Source organism: Lentzea aerocolonigenes, assembly GCF_000974445.1.
GTDB lineage: Bacteria > Actinomycetota > Actinomycetes > Mycobacteriales > Pseudonocardiaceae > Lentzea > Lentzea aerocolonigenes.
The window spans coordinates 84,082-101,655 of the sequence record NZ_BBOJ01000032.1 but is presented as its reverse complement, the minus strand read 5'-3'; the positions used below and the strand labels follow the sequence as shown (position 1 = coordinate 101,655).

Below are 17,574 nucleotides of genomic sequence, written 5' to 3'. Positions count from 1 at the left end.
CCGCCACCGGCACCGCGGCTATTCCCCCCTCAGGACTGGACTGACCACCTACCCCGCATCCACACCGCGATCGCGGCCATGCGCATCCCACCCCGCCGCCACCGCACCTGCCCCCGCGCCGTCAAACGCATACGCCACAACAGCTACCGCGTCAAACAGCACAACGAACCCGCCAGCACCCGCCACCCCGGACCCGCCACCATCCGCTTCTACTTCCTCCAACCCCACACACCAAGATCAACTTAAGCTACGCGGCATTGGCCCCAGACCCCGCCAATCTGATCAAAGACCGGTCCAGCGCCGTCGGCAGGCTGATGGCACGCCGGTTGCTTCGGGCGGCTTGCTGTTGCGCAGGTGGGTTGCGTAGGCGTGGGGTGGTCCCGTCACGAGTCGCGCCAGAGCGAGCCACACCCGAGAGGTCAGGTCAAGCCGACGAAAAGCGTGTCTCTTCAGTCTCAGCTGAGTTGACACAGTTCGTGTCGCGGAGCAAGTGACGCACCCTGGTCGGGTGGTGTTGCGGGATCTGTCGCTTGATCGGCGTTGTGGTTGCGGCCATGGCGCGGAAAGAGGCGATGATGCGGCTGATGGACGCGATGCATGCCGCCGGGGTGGAGATCCCGAACGTGTCGGAATGGTGCCGAATCAACGGGGTGGACCGGCGCACGTTCTACCGGCATCGGGCCCGTGCGCTGGCCGAGGGCCAGTGGCGGCCGCGGTCCCGGCGCCCGCACACGATCCCGCACGCAACCCCGCAACCGGTCGTGGCCGAGATCGTGCGGTTGCGCGAGTCGCTGGCCCAGGACAACGGCGCCAGCTACATCCGTGACGCACTCACCGTCCTGGCCGGGGAACAAAGCTGGTCAGGGAAGGGCTGGCGGGTGCCGTCGCGGGCCACGATCAACCGGATCCTGGACCGGCACGGCCTACTGCAGTCCAACCCCCGCAAACGACCACGCTCGTCGTGGCGGCGGTTCAGCTATGCCCGGCCACGCGACTGCTATCAGATCGACGCCACCGAAACCACGCTCGCCGACGGCACCACCGCCGTGATCTTCGACGTGCTCGACGACCACTCCCGGCTGCTGGTCGCCTGCCACGCCGCCCGCGCGGAGACCAGCACAGCCGCCACTTCCGCGATCACCGCCGCGTTCATCGAGTACGGCGTGCCAGGGATCGTGTTGTCCGACAACGGAGGCGCGTTCACCGCCCGCTTCATCCGTGACAACGCCGGGCCCACCCGGTTCGAGCTCGCCGTCACCGGCGCCGGCGCCCGGCTGATCCATTCAAGCCCCTACCACCCGCAAACCTGCGGCAAGGTCGAACGCCACCACCAAACCCTCAAGAAATGGCTGGCGCACCAGCCCGCACCCGCCACCCTGGCCGAGCTGCAGACACTGCTGGACACCTACCGGGTCCGCTACAACACCGCACGCGCGCATGGCGCACTCGGTCGTCGCACACCACAACACGTCTGGGACGACGCCGAGCACCACGGCGGCCCCAGCCATCCGCCCGCCCAGACCGACGCCACCGTCCACTACCTCAAAGCCGACCGCCGTGGCGGTGTCAGCATCGGCAGGAAACTGCAGTTCCGCGTCGGATCCGAGCACGCCAACCAGGCCATCACCGTCATCCGCGACCTCAACCGGATCACCGCCTACACCTCAGACGGCCACCCGATCGGCTACATCCACCTCGACCACACCAAGACCTACCAAGGCACCCTCATCCCAGCCGCCTAACCTGAGTCACAACAACCGAGACAAAACCGCGGCAGATCAACCGAGACACGACAGACGAAAAGCGTGTCGGCTTGACCTGACCTCTCGGGCGCGGCCTGAGCTGTGGCACGACTCGTGACGGGACCACCCCACCAACGTTGTTTGCCAAGAACTGCTCGGCTCCGCCATCGCTTCGGCTCGCCTTCGGCCTCGCCTTGGGGTGGCTGGCCTTCGTCCTCGGCGAGTGGTGGCTCGCCTTCGGCTTCGCGCTGGGGTGTGTGGCGTGTGGGTTAGAGCTTGGTCATGGGGACGCTGCCGATCAGCATCAGGCGGACTGTGCCTGAGCCGCCGAAGTCGATCGTGGCTGTCGCCCTCAGGCCCGCGCCGTCCACTGCCACCACTCGGCCCAGGCCGTACTTGTCGTGGGTTACTCGGTCGCCCACTTCCAGCTTCATGGCCGGGGCGTCCTTCCAGCCCGTTTTGGACGGGGCTGGGCGGGTCAGGCCTCGGGAGGCTATGCCGCCTGAGGCTGAGCGGCCCCACGTCGTGGCGGCTGCTGGGGCTGAGCGGGAGGGCTCTACTCGGCGCCAGTCGAGCAGGTCTTGGGGGATTTCGCCCAGGAAGCGGGAGGCCGGGTTCGCTGAGGGCTGGCCCCAGGCCGAGCGGACCAGGGCCCTGGAGAGGTAGAGGCGGCGTTGGGCCCTCGTGATGCCCACGTAGGCCAGGCGGCGTTCTTCTGCCAGCTCGGCCGGATCGCCCAGGGCTCGCATGTGGGGGAAGACGCCGTCTTCCCAGCCCGTGCTGAAGACGACCGGGTATTCGAGGCCCTTGGCCGTGTGGATGGTCATCAGGGTTACCACGCCGTCGGATTCGGCGTCTGGGATCGAGTCGGCGTCTGCCACCAGGGAGACGCGCTCCAGGAAGGCCGGGAGGGACGGGACCGGCTCCGCGCCTTCCGGGAGTTCCAGTTCGGTGAACTCGCGGGCGACGGTGACCAGCTCGTTGAGGTTTTCGATCCTCGTGTGGTCCTGGGGGTCCTCGCTGGCTTCCAGCTCGGAGCGGTAGCCGGTCTTTTCCAGGACCGCTTCGAGGATGTCGGCAACGTCGTCCTCGCGTGCCACCATCTCGCCGAGCTCGTCCATCATCTCCACGAAGCCCGCGATGGCGTTGCGGGAGCGCGGGTTCAGCATCGGGACTCGGTCGAGGTCGCGCAGGGCCGCGGCGAAGCTGATGCGTTCGCGTTCCGCGTAGGCCGAGACGCAGGCTTCCGCTCGCTCGCCGATGCCGCGTTTCGGGACGTTGAGGATTCGGCGCAGGGAGACCGTGTCGTCCGGGTTGGCCAGCGTCCTCAGGTACGCGAGGGCGTCGCGGACCTCTCGGCGCTCGTAGAAGCGGACGCCGCCGACGACCCGGTACGGGAGGCCGAGGCGGATGAAGATCTCCTCGAAGACTCGCGACTGGTTGTTGGTGCGGTAGAAGACGGCGATCTCGGAGTTGTTGACCTCGCCGCCGTCGACCAGGCGGTCGATCTCGTTGGCGACGAAGGCGGCCTCGTCGTGTTCGTTGTCGGCCACGTAGCCGACGATCTTCTCGCCCTCGCCGAGGTCGGACCACAGGGTCTTGTCGCGGCGGTTGGGGTTGCGGGAGATCACCGCGTTGGCCGCGGTCAGGATGTTCTGGGTGGAGCGGTAGTTCTGCTCCAGCAGGATCGTGGTGGCGTCCGGGTAGTCGCGCTCGAACTCCACGATGTTGCGGATCGTGGCGCCGCGGAAGGCGTAGATGGACTGGTCCGCGTCACCGACCACGCATAGCTCTGCCGGTGGGATCTCGCCGCCCGCCTTGCCGACCAACTCGCGCACCAGCGTGTACTGCGCGTGGTTCGTGTCCTGGTACTCGTCCACCAGGACGTGGCGGAAGCGGCGGCGGTAGTGCTCGGCCACGTCCGGGAACGTCTGGAGGAGCTCGACGGTCCTCATGATGAGGTCGTCGAAGTCGAGCGAGTTCGACTCGCCCAGACGCCGTTGGTAGACCGTGTAGACCTCGGCCACGCGGCGTTCCAGGTCGTTCGTGGCCTGGGCCGTGGCGGTCTCGGGGTCGATCAGCTCGTTCTTGAGGTTCGAGATGTGCACGGCCAGGGTGCGGGCCGGGTACTTCTTCGGGTCCAGGTCGAGGTCGCGGGCCACGAGCGTGATGAGCCGGCGCGTGTCGTCGCTGTCGTAGATCGAGAAGTTCGACGACATGCCCAGGGTCTTCGCCTCGCGGCGCATGACTCGGACGCACATCGAGTGGAACGTCGACACCCACATCGAACGGGCGCGGGCGCCCACCATGTCGGCGACGCGCTCCTTCATCTCCGCGGCGGCCTTGTTCGTGAACGTGATGGCCATGATCTCGCCGGGGTGCACGTCACGTTCCGCGAGCAGGTACGCGATCCGCCTGGTGAGGACACGCGTCTTGCCGGAGCCGGCGCCGGCCACCACGAGCAGGGGTGAGCCGGCGTGCTCGACGGCACGGCGCTGCGCGGGGTTCAGATCGTCGAGCAGATGACCCGCGCGGGAAACGGGAGGACTTGAGGGCAAGTCGAACAAGGCGCTCATCGTCCATCCACGGTACCGGGCGGCACCGACGAATCCGGTACCGCCCGACCACGTGTTCGATCAGGTGCTCAGATCGATGCGGTACGGAACGCCCGTGTGCGCGCTGTACTCACCCGTCGTTTCCGCGTACACGTCGAGGGTGTCGGTGTGGTGCTCACGTCCCTTGGTGTGGACTTTGAGCGTCGGGAACGTCTCGTCCGGCACGGCGAGGAAGCCGTCCGTCGTGCAGTGAAGGCCCTCGTAGCCGGGATGCCCGACGACGTCCCAGCACGTCCAGTAGTCGCCCTCGTAACCGGTGACCTCGAGCTTGTCCGGCGGGAACGAGAGGCGGACGTACAGGTCGCTCACGTCGTGACTCGACCTGTTGGTGATGTCGATGTCGATCGTGCCCGGCCAGCCACCCCGCATGTACCAGTAGCCGGTCTGCAGGACCTTCCACCCTTCGACCGGCGTCATCTCGACGCTCGCCCAACCGGACTCCGCCGCGGTGGCGGGAACAGCGGAAGCCGACAACATGAGCAGTGCTGTCGCAATTCCCAGTACGCGTTTCATGGTGACCCCCGACGGTCGCTCGCTGAGACGGGCGGCAGAGTACTCGGCGACGGTTGCAACACAAGAGGCTTCCCTGTGGCACACTGAGCCCATGCGCGCGACGTTCTTCGAGTTTTTCTACGGGACCCGGACTCCGGCTCCCGTGGTCGTCTAGCGCTGAAAAGCCACCACGAAGCCCCGGAGTCCTCGGACACCGGGGCTTCGTTGCTTCCGGGCCAGGACTCGAAGAGTCGAGAGGTCACCACCATGGACACCACCACCGAGCCGGACATCAACGAGCTGCGCCAGGAGATCGACCACCTGGACGCGGAGATACTGCGCCTCGTGCAACGCCGCGTCGAGGTATCCAAGATCATCGGTGCGGCCCGCATGGCGGCCGGCGGCACGAAGATCGTGCACAACCGCGAGATCGACGTCCTCAACCGCTACAAGCCGCTCGGCCCGGAGGGCAAGGACCTCGCGCTGATCCTGCTGAAGATGGGCCGCGGCCCGCTCGGCAGGTAGGACAAGCGCCGGCCCGGCGTCACAGCACGCCGGGCCAAAAAGGCCTCAGGGCCTGAAGAACGCGAGCGAAGTCCGCGTCCACGAGCTGGGAGTCGTCCGGCAAGTAGGCCAGCGGATCCTCGAGCAACGGCTCCGGCAGGTCCAGGAGGCCCTCGACCAGCGCGTGCAGGCACAGCGCTGCGTATCCGCGCAGGTAGCCACCCTCCTGCGTGAGCACCGCACGCGTGCCGAACGACGCCACCCGGCGTCCGATCTCGCGGTAGCCGGCGGCCGTGAGGTTGTGGCGGCCGTTGGGGTCGAACGTCGATCCGTCGAACCCGGACGCACACACCAGCAGGTCCGGTTCGTACTCGCGCAGCAGCGGGAACGCGATCTCGTCGAGCGCGCGCATGTACGCCGTGTCACCCGCCCCCAAAGACAGTTCGATGTTCACGTTCCGCCCGTTGGCGCCCACCTCGGAGGGCGCACCCGTCTGCGGATGGTTCGTGCCCCACGAGCCATGCCGCATGTGCACGGAGATGGTCAGCACGTCCGGCCGGTCGTAGAACACCTCCTGCGTGCCGTTGCCGTGGTGCACGTCCCAGTCCAGCACCGCTACCCGCAGCCCCTGCCGCCGCGCGGTCTCCGCCACCAGCGCCGCGTTGTTCACGAAGCAGTAGCCGTCCGCCATGTCCGGTTGCGCGTGGTGCCCCGGTGGTCGCACGAGCGCGTACGCGAGCTGTGCTCCCGACTCGAGCGCCGCCAGCGACGTCCCCGCCGCCGCGCACACCGCACGCCACGTCTCCGGTCCCACGACCGTGTTCACTTCCAGCGCCACACGCGTCGACACGCGCAACGAGTCCAAGTACCCGGCCGTGTGCACGCGCAGAAGCTCGTCAACGGACGCATGCCGTCCCTCGTGCCACTTGAGGTGTGACGCCACCGGGCCGTGCATCAGCGCGTGCCGGAACGTGCGCAGCCGCGCGGCGTTCTCCGGGTGCGGCTCGGCGACGTCCAGCCACGGCCAGGAGCCCGGCAGCTCCCACAAACCCTCGCCGGCGTCGTGCTCGAGGCAGTCGTCGTGCCAGAACATGTCCACCCGAACCGGATATCAGGGCGATCACGGATGGTCCACCGAAAAAATCTGGGGGCACACTGGAGACATGGGCCTCATCGCCGCACTGATCGCCATCGCCGGCCTGCTCGCCGCCTTGGCGCACGACGCATACCTGGGCTTGCTCGGCTCGGCCGCGAACAAGAAGGGCCTCGCCGGAGCACCTGTCTCGCAGTTCGTCCGCAGCCGCTGGAAGACCGCCATCCTCACGACCGCAGGCGCGGTGATCGGTCTGCTGATCACCAACGGCGACTCGCTCGGCGCCGACGTGATCGGCGCGCTGATCGCGGGTGGCAGCGGCCTGGCTGCCATCAACGGCGTGCAGAAGACGCACAAGCAGTTGAACAGCGGTCAAGCGCAACTCCCGCCTCGCTAGAAACTCCACACGATCGAGTGTCACTCGTCCTGAACGCCCCCTTTTGGTTGCTTCGGCACCTCCGGACGGCCCTACCCTGATTGCGTCGCAGAGGGGTGTCGGGATGGACGAACAACCGGGCAAACATCGTCTCGGCGACGGTGCCGCCCCGCCGCAGGAGGCGCAGGCGCGGCCCGTCGTCGGTGGTGACCGCATCCCGCTGCCCCGGCGCCGCCAGATCGACCCGCTGCAGGACACCGACGGCCTGCGGAAGTTCAACATCGGTCTGGTGCCCGCCTCGGTCACGCCTCCGCGCACCTGGAAGCGCGCGGCGTGGTTCGCGGTCATCTCGTCCGTGCTCGTGCTGGTCGGGCTGAGCGTCGCCGCGGCCAAGCTGGTCGGCGGTGGCGGCGAGGTCGAGACCGTCGGCCTGCCCGGCTACCCGTCGGACGTGCCGTTCATCTCCGGGCTGCCCACCAGCCCGCCGAGCCCGTCGGTCACCGGCACGCGTCCCTCGGCCGCCAACACCGGCCGGGGTGCGGCCGTGCCCGGCACCGGCGCCAGCGCGCCGGGCAGCAGCGCCGCGGGATCCGCACCGGGCACCGCACCGCCCGGGACCGCACCGCCCGTGATCACCACGGTGCCCGTCAGCCAGGCGCCGGTCGTCGACGGCGGCAAGATCGCCCAGCGGACCGCGAGCTTCTACCAGGAGATGGCGACGAACGCGGACACCGCGCTCGCCCTGACCACGGACACCGTGCGCTCGAACGCCGGCGCGCTGCTCGAAGGGCGCCTGGCCGACATCTCGCTGATCGAGGTGAAGGAGATCGCGGTCGACCCGAGCAAGGGCCTCACCGTCAGCCTGCTGCAGGTGACGAAGAAGGACGGCTCGGTCAGCACGGAGAAGCGCGAGCTCAGCTTCACGGTCGGCGAGCTGCCGTTGATCAACGGTGAACGGTTGAAGCTCGGCGGCTGAAGTGGCTAAAGGTCACGGCCCGAGTTACCGACCGTAAGAAGTAGCACCTTCGAGCGAATCCCAAGCACCGCTGGACGCCACGAACGGCTGAAGTCCGTTCAGATGCTGGCGTCTGAGCGCGATGCCACGGTACGTCTTCTGGTGACCACGGAGAGTACGGAGGACGAGTCCAGTGCAGCGTCCCGCGACGACCGGACGGCGGCACAGCCGCGCCGGATCGATCAGCGTGGCTGAGCTGATCAAGCAGCAGCCGATGCGCATCCCGTCGAGCGAGGAAGCCGCGACCGACGCACTCGTCACATCGCTGCTCGGTCCCACCGAGAACATGACCGCGACGACCGCGGTGATCCCGGCCGTGCCCGGTCGCCGCCGCCGCTCGAAGAAGAACCGCCTCGCCAAGGCCGCCGGCCTGCTGACCGGTGCGATCGTGCTGGTCTCGTCCGTCACCGGTGCGGCGGTCCTCGCCGGCAAGCGCCCGGTGAACACCGGCATCCCCGTCTCCGAACGCCCCGTCGCGCTGTCCGGCGCGAGCGCACTGCGTCCGGACGTCCTGTCCGCCCAGCTGCCGAACGAGCGCCCGCCGCTGCAGACCGCCGCCGACACCCCGATGCCGCAGCCGTCCGCGCTGCTGCTGGAGACGCCGGAACCGACCACCCCTGAGGTCTCGGTCGGCCCTCAGCCGCAGGTGGACGTGGTGAAGCGGTTCTACGAGCTGCTCACGACCAAGCCGAACGCGGCGGCCAAGCTGCTGTCACCGGACCTCGTCGGCAAGAACCCCAAGGAGTTCGTTAAGGCCTGGGGAATGATCAAGACGGTGAACGTCGACCAGACGTCGGTCCGGCCGGACGGATCGGTGCTCGCGGTGGTGTCGATGCAGGAGCTCGACGGGAGCTGGCTGCGCATCGAACAGCTCTTCTGGCTCACCGACACGACCCAGCCGCGGATCATCGGCACCGAGGTCCTTTCGGCGCAACGGAGTTAGGTCGCACCCAACTGGGATCGCCGTTCGCAGTCGAACGGTGACCGCTCGTCGCGGAAACCCAGTTTCGGACGTGAAAATTCCCCCGAAGGGGTTACATCTCGGGTCACGATTCGGTATCCATGTTCCCGCCAGTGCGCAGACGCGAACTTGGAAGGGTGAACGAGCGGTGTCGATTGAGGACCATCGTCGGCGGCTGAACGGTTCGGCGGAGTCGACCGGCCAGCTGTCCGTCGCCGAGCTGATCGCCCGCCGCGAGGCGGAAACCGTGGAGATCCCGGTGATCACCGACGACATCACCCCCGAGGCGTTCGAGCCGACGGTCAAGTTCAAGCCGGTCAAGGCCTCCGGCAGCAAGCTCCGCAAGCAGCCCATGAAGGAGCTGCACATCACCGAGCTGCTGCGTCGTGAGGGCAAGGCCGACGACACGCAGCGCGGCGGGTTCACCGTCGGCAAGCTCGCCGTCGCGGCGAGCGGTGGCGTGGTCCTCTGCGGGTCGATGGCGTTCGCCGCCTCCTCGTGGCTGTCCTCGCCGGACGAGCGCCCGCTCGCCGAGGTGCGGTTCGACGAGCGTGCGCAGGCCCGTGGCGCGAGCGCCGGCACCGAGGGCGTCGTGAAGCTGCCGTCGAACAAGACCCAGCAGGCCGACTCCACCGAGACGCAGGCCGACCCGACGACGGAGCAGACCCAGACGCGCGTCGCCCCGTACGTCCAGACCCAGCAGCCGCAGCGTCCGACGCAGCAGACCCAGCAGCCGACGCAGCAGCCCACGTCCGAGACGACTCCGCCCGCGAGCACGCCGTCGACGTCCACGCAGACAAGCCAGCCGAGCACGCCGCCGTCGAGCGAGACGCCGCCTCCGCCGCCGAGCTCGTCGACCACCACCCCGCCGACCAAGACCAACGGCAACGGCAACGGCAACAGCAACGCCAACCCGCCCAGCTCGACCCCGCTGCCCGCGCCGGCCAACCCGGTCGACGTCAGCGTGGACCTCGGCATCCTCGACCCCGTGTTGAACACCGTGGGCGACACCGTCGGCGGCTTCGACTTCTTCACCCCGGTGAACTGACGCACGACGGGTAGCTCAGCGGCGGCCTGCGACAGGTACCCTGTGCGGGCGATTCCGGACGACCGCTGACTACCGCACGAGGAGCACGAGCGTGGGACCTGCTGCCGCAGCCGCAGTCACGCTGTGGACCGCCTGGGTGGTCTTGTGACGACGTCCGACACCTCGGACGGCCGTCTGATCGCCGACCGCTACCGCTTTCTCGACCGCATCGGCTCCGGCGCGATGGGCATCGTCTGGCGCGCCCACGACGAACGCCTCGGCCGCGAGGTCGCCGTCAAGCAGCTGCTGCTGGCGCCCGGCCTGGACGAAGCCGAGCAGGACGAGGCCATCCAGCGCGCCATGCGCGAGGGCCGCATCGCCGCCAAGCTGCACCACCCGAACGCCATCGCCGTGTACGACGTCGTCGAGGAAGACGGCGTCCCGTGCCTGGTCATGGAGTACCTGCCGTCCTACAGCCTCGCGGACGCGCTGGCCGAGGGCGGGCCGATGGACCCGATCGAGGTCGCCCACATCGGTGCCCAGTGCGCGGCGGCACTCGCGGCGGCGCACGCGGCGGGCATCGTCCACCGCGACATCAAGCCGGGCAACGTGCTGATCGCCGAGAACGGCGTCGTCAAGATCACCGACTTCGGCATCTCGCGCGCTTCCGACGACATCACGGTCACCAAGACCGGCCTGATCGCCGGCACGCCCGCGTACCTCGCGCCGGAGATCGCACGGGGCCAGGACCCGACGCCGGCCTCCGACGTCTACTCGCTCGGCTCGACGCTGTTCGCCGCCATGGAGGGCGAGCCGCCCTATGGAGTGAGCGAGAACACTCTCGGTGTTCTGCACGCCGTCGCGGCCGGGCGGATCAACCCGCCGACCGTCGACCACCCGCTCGCCGACACGCTGCTGTACCTGCTGAACTTCGAGCCGGTCGACCGGCCGACCATGCCGCAGGCCCGCGAGCTGCTGGCCGCGGTCGCGAACGGCCGGTCGCCGTCGTTCAGCGGTCTGCCGGTGCCCGCCGGACCCGATCCGACGGCGATCGTGGAACCCGATCGGACCCGCGTGGTTCGTCCTGTCGCCAGGGCCACCGCGCCTGCCCGCACCGCGCCGCCGATGGCGCCCGCCGGCAGGCAGCAGGACAACCGACCGCTGGTGATCGCCGCGATCGTGCTGGCGTTGTTGCTGGTCATCGGTGGGCTGATGGTCGCGCTGGGTGTGTTCAACAAGGAGCAGAAGAACCCGTCCGCGCCTCCGACCTCGAGCTCGCAGACGGTGCAGCCGACCTCGTCGACGACCGAGGTGACGACCACCACGCCCGAGGCAACGACAACACGCGAAACGACGTCTAGCACTACGACGACTACAACTACGACCACCACGACGACGACAACGACGACAACGCCGCCGCCATCGTCGACCACTACGACGACCACTACGACAACGACGACGACAGCTGCCAAGCCGTCGACGCCCTAGCGGCTGTTCTGTCGTAGATATCTCGTAAGGTGGGTACCCGCACCGATGGGTGATCTGAACCCGGACGTGTGACGAGCCGTTGAACAGAGAGCAAGTGACCGCACAGCGGGGAGCAACTGTGACCGACGATGGCCGATTGGTCGCTGGTCGCTACCGATTGAGCCAGCGGATCGGTAGTGGCGCCATGGGCGTCGTCTGGACCGCACACGACGAACGTCTGCACCGCACCGTCGCGGTCAAACAACTGCTCTTGCAGCCGGGACTCGCCGAAGCCGACACGGACGAGGCGAAGAGACGTGCCATGCGCGAGGGCCGCATCGCCGCGCGCCTGCAGCACCCGCACGCGGTCGCCGTCTACGACGTGGCCGAGGACGACGGCCAGCCGTGGCTCGTGATGGAGTACCTGCCGTCCAAGAGCCTCTCGGCGGTCCTGTCCGAACGCGGCACGCTTCCGCCGCGCGACGTGGCGTCGATCGGCATGCAGGTCGCCTCCGCGCTGGCCGCCGCGCACAACGCGGGCATCGTGCACCGCGACATCAAGCCCGGCAACGTGCTGCTCGGCGACGACGGCACTGTCAAGATCACCGACTTCGGCATCTCCCGCGCGACCGGTGACGTCACGGTCACCGCGACGGGCATGCTCGCCGGCACCCCGGCCTACCTCGCACCCGAGGTCGCCAAGGGCTACGACCCGGGTTCGCCGTCCGACGTGTTCTCCCTGGGCTCCACGCTGTACGCGGCGATCGAGGGCGAGCCCCCGTTCGGCCTGAGCGAGAACACGATCGCGCTGCTGCACAAGGTCGCGTCCGGCAAGGTCAACCCGCCGCGCAACGCCGGCCCGCTGACCGCGCTGCTGATGCGCCTGCTGCGCGCCGAGCCGGAAGACCGCCCCACCATGGCCGAGGCTCGCGACGCGCTCGCCGCCGTCGCGAACGGCCAGGCCGCCCCCGCCTTCACCCCCGCCGTGGTCACCCCGACGCACCCGCCGTCGTGGCGCGGCGCCCCGGTGCAACAGCAGCCGCAGCAGCAGGCCGCCACGCGCGCCCTGACGCCCCAGGCGCCGCCTCCCGCCGCGACGCGAGTGGACCTGCACACGCCGCCGCGCGCCGTGCCCACGCAGCAGCAGCCGCCGTCCAACCACCGTCCGGCAGCCGCTCCCCAGTACTCGCAGCGCCCGAAGCCGTCACCGCTGTCGTCGGTCGGCAAGAGCAAGAAGTCGACGATCTACACCGCGCTCGCCATCGTGGCGGCGGCGGTCATCGGGATCATGTTCGCGAGCATGATCTCGAACAACAAGGACAACGGCGGCCGGGACAACAGCGCCGGTGGCAACACGTCGACCCAGCAGACGTCGGACAGCACGAAGCCGTCGACGCCGCAGAAGTCCTCGGGCAAGCCCGGTCAGTGGACGCAGGCTCCGCAGCCGTCCGACCAGGAGGGCATGCTGCGCGACTACTTCGCCACGGCTCCCAAGTCGCCGGCGGACGCGTGGCAGATGACCAACGCGGCGTTCCAGGGCAAGCAGCCGGGTGGCTACTCCGGCTACGAGCAGTTCTGGAAGAGCATCGACAAGGCCGAGCTGGTCAGCGCGGAGTACGACGGCAACTTCTTCTGGAAGACCGAAGTCAAGTACACGAAGAAGGACGGTACGACCTCGATCGAGCCGAAGGGCTTTGTCATCCTGTGGCAGAGTCCGAACATGCTCATCCAGACGGAGTCGTCCCTCGGCGCCGCACGTCAGGGCTGATCAGGAGGCCCGTGCGGCCTTCTCCAGCGCTTCGGCCAACGCCACCACGGCGGGATTCCACGCGGCGTCCTCGCGGTAGACGACGTGAATGTGCCGCACCGGTTCGGGATTGCGCACCTTGCGCAGAACGACGCCCGGATGCGCATAGCCCAGGCCGAGCCGCGGAATGATCGTGACGCCGAGCCCGGCGGCCACGAATCCCTGCGCCGTCGCGTAGTCGTCGCTTTCCACGGCGACCTGCGGAGAGAACCCGGCGCCCGCGCACGCGTTCGTCACGAGGTTCTTGCACGGGCCGGAAGCGCCGTAGTCGGAGAAGATCCACGGCTCGTCGGCGAGCTCGCCGAGGTCCAGGACGCGCTTGCGGGCCAGCGCGTGGCCCCGCGGGAGCACCGCGTAGAACGGGTCCGCCAGCAGGTGCCGCGCGACCATGCCCTCCGGGGCCGGGTCCGCGGGTTCCAGGACGGTGATCGCCACGTCCGCGCGGCCCGCGGCGAGCTCCTCGAACGGGTCGGTGGGCTCGGTCAGCTTCAGGTCGAGCTCGACACCGGAGCGTTCGGCGCGGAAGGTGGCGACCGCGGGCGGCACGAGGGCAGCGCCGGCCGTGGCGAAGTAGCGGACGCGCAGGGTGCCGGCACAGCCGTTGCGCAACGCCGTCAAGGCGCTCTCGGCCTCGGCGAGCTGCTCGGCGAGGCGGGAGGCGTGCTCGGTGAGCAGCCGGCCGGCCGCGGTGGGCCGGACACCCCTGCCGACGCGTTCCAGCAGAGGCAGGCCCGCCTGCTTCTCCAGGCCGGCCACCTGCTGCGACACGGCCGACGGGGTGTAGCCGAGGTTCGTCGCGGCCGCGGTGATGGAACCGGTGCTCACGACCGCCCTGAGCACCTGCATGCGTCGCACGTCCAGCATCCCCCAACCTTACAGCTTCGCTTAAAGGTTATGCACAACAATTAAATTGTGTTTACGGATCTGCGGGCGCATCGTTGACGTGTGAACCAACGCGGAACGTTGATCAGGATGGGTGTGCTCGCCCTGCTGTGGGGATCCAGCTTTCTGTGGATGAAGCTTGCGCTCGGGAGCCTCGCTCCCCTGCAGATCTCGCTCGTGCGGACGTTCTTCGGAGCGCTCGTGCTGTTCGTCGTGCTCGCCACGGCGAGGATGACGCTGCCCCGTGACCGCAAGATCTGGGGACACATGCTCTTCGTGGCCACCTTCGGCAGCGCCGTCCCGTTCACCCTCTTCGCCTTCGGCGGCCAGACCGTCGACTCCGGCGTGTCCGGAGTGCTCAACTCCACGACGCCGCTGTTCGCGCTGGCCATCGGCCTGGTGCTCGGCACGGAGAAGGTCAGCAACCTGGTCCGCATGCTCGGCCTCGGCCTCGGCTTCGCGGGCGTTCTGCTGATCTTCGCGCCGTGGCAGTCGGCCAACAGCATCGCGAGCTGGGGCGCGGTGCTCTGCCTCGTCGGCGCCGCGAGCTACGCCATCGGCTACACCTACGCCGGCCGCCACCTGGTCAACACCGGCGCGACCTCGACGCAGCTCGCCGCCATGCAGCTGACCACCGCGATGGGCCTGCTGCTCCTGGCGACGCCGTTCGGCGGCCTGCAGCCGCTGCACCTGCACTGGATCGGCATCGCGGCCGTGATCATCCTGGGCGTCTTCGGCACCGGCGTCGCGTTCATCCTCAACTACCGCGTCATCGCGGACGAGGGCGCCACCACGGCGACTACCGTCGGTTACCTGCTGCCGGTGGTTTCGGTACTCCTTGGAGCGATCTTCCTCGGAGAGCAGCTCAACGTGAGGGTCGTCGTGGGCATGCTCGTGGTGCTCCTGGGGGTCGCGCTGACCAGGAGGCAGCCCGTCCAGGCAGGTCAGGACGTCTCACCAAACGAGACGCGCGACCTGGTCAAACGCTGAACGGTGAGACGCAGGTCTCCCCCAGAAGGATGGTTCCGAGACGAATCGCGTCCTTATCCCGCCGGTTGGCCGTCTCCTCTTTGTGAGCGGACATGGAGACCAGCCTGGGAAGGACATCGACATGAACAACGAGAACCTGAAGGTCACCACGCGGACGACTTTTCAGCTCCTCGCCCCCGGCGCGGCACCCGCGCCGGTCGAGGCCGAGCTCGTCTACGACCCGGAAGACCCGTACGCGGTCGCCATCGTGTTCCACACGGGCTCCGGCCGCGTCGAGTGGATGTTCGCCCGCGACCTGCTGGCCGACGGTCTGCTGACCCCGTCCGGTGAGGGCGACATCCTGGTCCGCCCCGCGTCCGACGACCCGGAGCGCGTCCTGGTCGAGCTGAACGCGCCGACCGGGTTCGCCATCCTCAGCGCGGTCGCCGAGGACGTGGCGGCGTTCCTGGACAGCTCCTACGACGTCGTCCAGCCGGGCGAGGAGGACCTGTGGATCGACTTCGACCGGGAGCTGCAGAAGCTCGTGTCGACGATCGACTAGTGCGCGGGCCCGAGGTGGCGTTCGTGGCGGGTTCGGGCAGGAACCGCGCGGAGTGCGCTCCGGGAGTGGTCTGACGGGCGCGGGGCGAGGTGCCGGTACGCGAGGCAGCTCGTCACCGGAGACCACCACTTTCACATCTCCTGCGACAGGTTCGGGCAGGAACCGCGCAGGCTGCTCTACGGCATTGATTAGTCTCGTGGTGTGACGACCATCGGGGACCGCTACACGCTGCTGGAGCGAATCGGCAGCGGAGCGATGGGGGTGGTCTGGCGCGCGCGGGACGAGGTGCTGGCGCGCGAGGTCGCGGTCAAGCAGCTCGTCACCGGCGACCACCAGCGGGCGATGAGGGAGGCGCGGAACGCCGCGCGGCTGCACCACCCGCACGCCATCGCGGTGTTCGACGTCGTGGCCAGCGACGACGAAGAGCCGTGGATCGTCATGGAGTACCTGCCCTCGCACAGCCTCTCGGCGCTCATCGCCGAGAGGGGGCCGATGAAGCCTGCTCAGGCGGCGAGCATCGGTGCCAAGGTCGCCTCGGCGCTGGCGGCGGCGCACAGTGCGGGACTGGTCCACCGCGACATCAAGCCCGGCAACGTCCTGATCGGCCACGACGGGACGGTGAAGATCACCGACTTCGGCATCTCCAAGGCCAGCGGTGACGGCACGATGACCGACACCGGCATGATCTCGGGTACCCCGGCCTACCTCGCGCCCGAGGTGGCGCGCGGCGAGCAGCCCGACGCGGCGTCGGACGTGTTCTCGCTCGGTGCCACGATCTACTCGGCGATCGAGGGCGAGTCGGTCTTCGGGCCCAGTGACAACAGCTTCGGCCTCATCTACCGGGCCGCCAGCGGACAGCTCCGCGATCCCAAGAACGCGGGCGAGCTCACCCCGTTGCTCACCCGGCTGCTCTCCGTCGACCCGAAGGACCGGCCGACCGCGCAGGAGGCCGCCGACCTGCTGGCCGCGGAACCGCAGCCGTCCCAGCCGCTGCGGATCCCCGAACCGCGCAGGCTCAAGCCGCCGAACCGCCGGATCCTGGTGATCCTGTCGGTCGTCGCGGTGCTCGCGATCGGTGGTGGCGCGGCCGCGGCGTACTGGGGCGGCACCGGCGGCGGTGACACCCCGACGAACCAGAGCCTCTTCCCCGCCGAGAAGAAGTCCCGTTCCTTCTCGGCGGACGAAGCCGTCGCCTTCGTCAAGAAGCACTACGACCTGCTGCCGGGCAATCCCGCGGCGGCCTGGCAGAACTTCGACGCGCCGTTCCGGGAGCCTCAGGCCGACTTCCTGAAGCGGTGGAGCGGTTACACCTCGGTCCAGTGCGCGGTGCTGACCGCCGAGGTCCACTCCGAGGGTCCCCGGTGGGTCGTCCCGGTACAGCTCGCCCTGGTCACGGACCTCGGCAAGCAGCGGAACATCAAGGTCAACGTCGCGGTCAACGCTGTCAACGACGAGATGAAGATCGACGGCCTCAAAGAAGTTGGCTGAGCAGCCAGAAGCTGCCGCCGCCCACGACCACGCCCATCGCCGAACCCGCCAGCACCTGCGCCGTCGTGTGGTCGCCGAGCTCGACCCGCGACCACGCCACCAGCGCGGCGGGCACCGCGAGCAGCAGCCACCACGGCCCGTAGACGACCGTCAGCGTCACGACCGCGGCCCACGCCACCGCGGCGTGCAGCGAGATCTTCCACTTCAGCCCGAACGTGATCGCCATGCTGACGATCAGCGACGCGAACATGCTGCCGGCCAGCGCGAGCATGTTCGCGGGCGCGGAACCCAGGATCATGATCACCGTGCCGGCCGCCAGCGACGCACCGGCCGTGACCAGCGGCACGAGCCGGCCTTCACGGTTCGTGACGTGGTGGCCGTCCCACTTGCCCTTGCGCGCGCCACGCACGATGACAGCCATCGGGATGACGGACGCCGTCAAGGCGACCACCAATCCCCACAGCAGCGTCATCCACAGGTTCTCAGTAGCCGCCGCAACTGCGAACGGCAGCAAAATCACCCAGACCCACGGCGCCAGCACCTCGGTGGCACCGCGGGCGACCTTTTTGATCAA

At 68.7% G+C, this 17,574-nt stretch carries 16 protein-coding genes; 11 read left to right on the top strand and 5 right to left on the bottom strand.

Going from position 1 to position 17,574, the window contains the following annotated elements:
• Positions 1 to 554: 554 nt before the first annotated feature.
• Entirely contained in the window at positions 555 to 1,742 is a 1,188-nt protein-coding gene (locus AOM45_RS44040) for an IS481 family transposase (RefSeq protein WP_059362998.1), read from the top strand.
• Between the two features lie 269 nt (positions 1,743 to 2,011).
• Here AOM45_RS44040 and pcrA read toward each other — a convergent pair whose 3' ends face one another.
• Both pcrA and AOM45_RS44030 read right to left on the bottom strand, forming a co-directional pair.
• Positions 2,012 to 4,318 (bottom strand): DNA helicase PcrA, encoded by a 2,307-nt coding sequence (pcrA, locus tag AOM45_RS44035; RefSeq protein ID WP_030471956.1) that lies wholly within the window; start codon positions 4,316 to 4,318, stop codon positions 2,012 to 2,014.
• Positions 4,319 to 4,378: 60 nt separating this feature from the next.
• Positions 4,379 to 4,870, bottom strand: a complete 492-nt coding sequence (locus AOM45_RS44030) for a hypothetical protein (protein WP_156094257.1) — start codon at positions 4,868 to 4,870, stop codon at positions 4,379 to 4,381.
• Positions 4,871 to 5,074: 204 nt separating this feature from the next.
• Here AOM45_RS44030 and AOM45_RS44025 point away from each other — a divergent pair, with 204 nt between their 5' ends.
• Positions 5,075 to 5,374: a chorismate mutase gene (locus tag AOM45_RS44025; RefSeq protein ID WP_269083678.1), complete on the top strand. Its 300-nt coding sequence runs from the start codon at positions 5,075 to 5,077 to the stop codon at positions 5,372 to 5,374.
• A gap of 19 nt (positions 5,375 to 5,393) precedes the next feature.
• Here AOM45_RS44025 and AOM45_RS44020 read toward each other — a convergent pair whose 3' ends face one another.
• Positions 5,394 to 6,446, bottom strand: a complete 1,053-nt coding sequence (locus AOM45_RS44020; protein WP_030471959.1) for an arginase family protein — start codon at positions 6,444 to 6,446, stop codon at positions 5,394 to 5,396.
• A 70-nt stretch (positions 6,447 to 6,516) separates the two neighbouring features.
• Here AOM45_RS44020 and AOM45_RS44015 point away from each other — a divergent pair, with 70 nt between their 5' ends.
• The 6 genes from AOM45_RS44015 (at position 6,517) to AOM45_RS43990 (ending at position 13,060) form a co-directional block, all read left to right on the top strand.
• Positions 6,517 to 6,843 (top strand): hypothetical protein, encoded by a 327-nt coding sequence (locus AOM45_RS44015; protein ID WP_030471960.1) that lies wholly within the window; start codon positions 6,517 to 6,519, stop codon positions 6,841 to 6,843.
• Between the two features lie 103 nt (positions 6,844 to 6,946).
• Positions 6,947 to 7,798, top strand: a complete 852-nt coding sequence (locus tag AOM45_RS44010; RefSeq protein WP_030471961.1) for a hypothetical protein — start codon at positions 6,947 to 6,949, stop codon at positions 7,796 to 7,798.
• Positions 7,799 to 7,970: 172 nt separating this feature from the next.
• Entirely contained in the window at positions 7,971 to 8,780 is an 810-nt protein-coding gene (locus AOM45_RS44005; RefSeq protein WP_030471962.1) for a hypothetical protein, read from the top strand.
• Between the two features lie 166 nt (positions 8,781 to 8,946).
• A complete protein-coding gene (locus AOM45_RS44000) occupies positions 8,947 to 9,846 on the top strand; it encodes a hypothetical protein (protein WP_030471963.1) in 900 nt (299 codons plus the stop codon).
• A gap of 144 nt (positions 9,847 to 9,990) precedes the next feature.
• Entirely contained in the window at positions 9,991 to 11,313 is a 1,323-nt protein-coding gene (locus tag AOM45_RS43995; RefSeq protein ID WP_030471964.1) for a serine/threonine-protein kinase, read from the top strand.
• Between the two features lie 118 nt (positions 11,314 to 11,431).
• The gene (locus AOM45_RS43990) at positions 11,432 to 13,060 is read left to right on the top strand and encodes a serine/threonine-protein kinase (RefSeq protein WP_030471965.1); all 1,629 of its coding nucleotides are present in this window, start codon (positions 11,432 to 11,434) and stop codon (positions 13,058 to 13,060) included.
• Here AOM45_RS43990 and AOM45_RS43985 read toward each other — a convergent pair whose 3' ends face one another.
• On the bottom strand, positions 13,061 to 13,963 hold the full coding sequence (locus tag AOM45_RS43985) for a LysR family transcriptional regulator (RefSeq protein WP_030471966.1): 903 nt from the start codon (positions 13,961 to 13,963) through the stop codon (positions 13,061 to 13,063).
• An 81-nt stretch (positions 13,964 to 14,044) separates the two neighbouring features.
• Here AOM45_RS43985 and AOM45_RS43980 point away from each other — a divergent pair, with 81 nt between their 5' ends.
• From AOM45_RS43980 to AOM45_RS43970, 3 genes are all read left to right on the top strand, one after another.
• Positions 14,045 to 14,971, top strand: coding sequence for a DMT family transporter (locus AOM45_RS43980; RefSeq protein WP_030471967.1), 927 nt, complete (start codon positions 14,045 to 14,047; stop codon positions 14,969 to 14,971).
• A 121-nt stretch (positions 14,972 to 15,092) separates the two neighbouring features.
• Positions 15,093 to 15,512, top strand: coding sequence for an SsgA family sporulation/cell division regulator (locus AOM45_RS43975; protein WP_030471968.1), 420 nt, complete (start codon positions 15,093 to 15,095; stop codon positions 15,510 to 15,512).
• A 201-nt stretch (positions 15,513 to 15,713) separates the two neighbouring features.
• Entirely contained in the window at positions 15,714 to 17,000 is a 1,287-nt protein-coding gene (locus AOM45_RS43970) for a serine/threonine-protein kinase (RefSeq protein ID WP_051784441.1), read from the top strand.
• Here AOM45_RS43970 and AOM45_RS43965 read toward each other — a convergent pair.
• A complete protein-coding gene (locus tag AOM45_RS43965; protein WP_301314640.1) occupies positions 16,984 to 17,574 on the bottom strand; it encodes a phosphatase PAP2 family protein in 591 nt (196 codons plus the stop codon). The genes AOM45_RS43970 and AOM45_RS43965 overlap by 17 nt on opposite strands.

What these genes read in the sequence shown, in the direction of transcription:
- AOM45_RS44040 (WP_059362998.1), top strand. Translation starts at nt 555, where the DNA reads ATGGCGCGGAAAGAGGCGATGATGCGGCTGATGGACGCGATGCATGCC.
- pcrA (WP_030471956.1), bottom strand. Translation starts at nt 4,318, where the DNA reads ATGAGCGCCTTGTTCGACTTGCCCTCAAGTCCTCCCGTTTCCCGCGCG.
- AOM45_RS44030 (WP_156094257.1), bottom strand. Translation starts at nt 4,870, where the DNA reads ATGAAACGCGTACTGGGAATTGCGACAGCACTGCTCATGTTGTCGGCT.
- AOM45_RS44020 (WP_030471959.1), bottom strand. Translation starts at nt 6,446, where the DNA reads ATGTTCTGGCACGACGACTGCCTCGAGCACGACGCCGGCGAGGGTTTG.
- AOM45_RS44015 (WP_030471960.1), top strand. Translation starts at nt 6,517, where the DNA reads ATGGGCCTCATCGCCGCACTGATCGCCATCGCCGGCCTGCTCGCCGCC.
- AOM45_RS44010 (WP_030471961.1), top strand. Translation starts at nt 6,947, where the DNA reads ATGGACGAACAACCGGGCAAACATCGTCTCGGCGACGGTGCCGCCCCG.
- AOM45_RS43985 (WP_030471966.1), bottom strand. Translation starts at nt 13,963, where the DNA reads ATGCTGGACGTGCGACGCATGCAGGTGCTCAGGGCGGTCGTGAGCACC.
- AOM45_RS43975 (WP_030471968.1), top strand. Translation starts at nt 15,093, where the DNA reads ATGAACAACGAGAACCTGAAGGTCACCACGCGGACGACTTTTCAGCTC.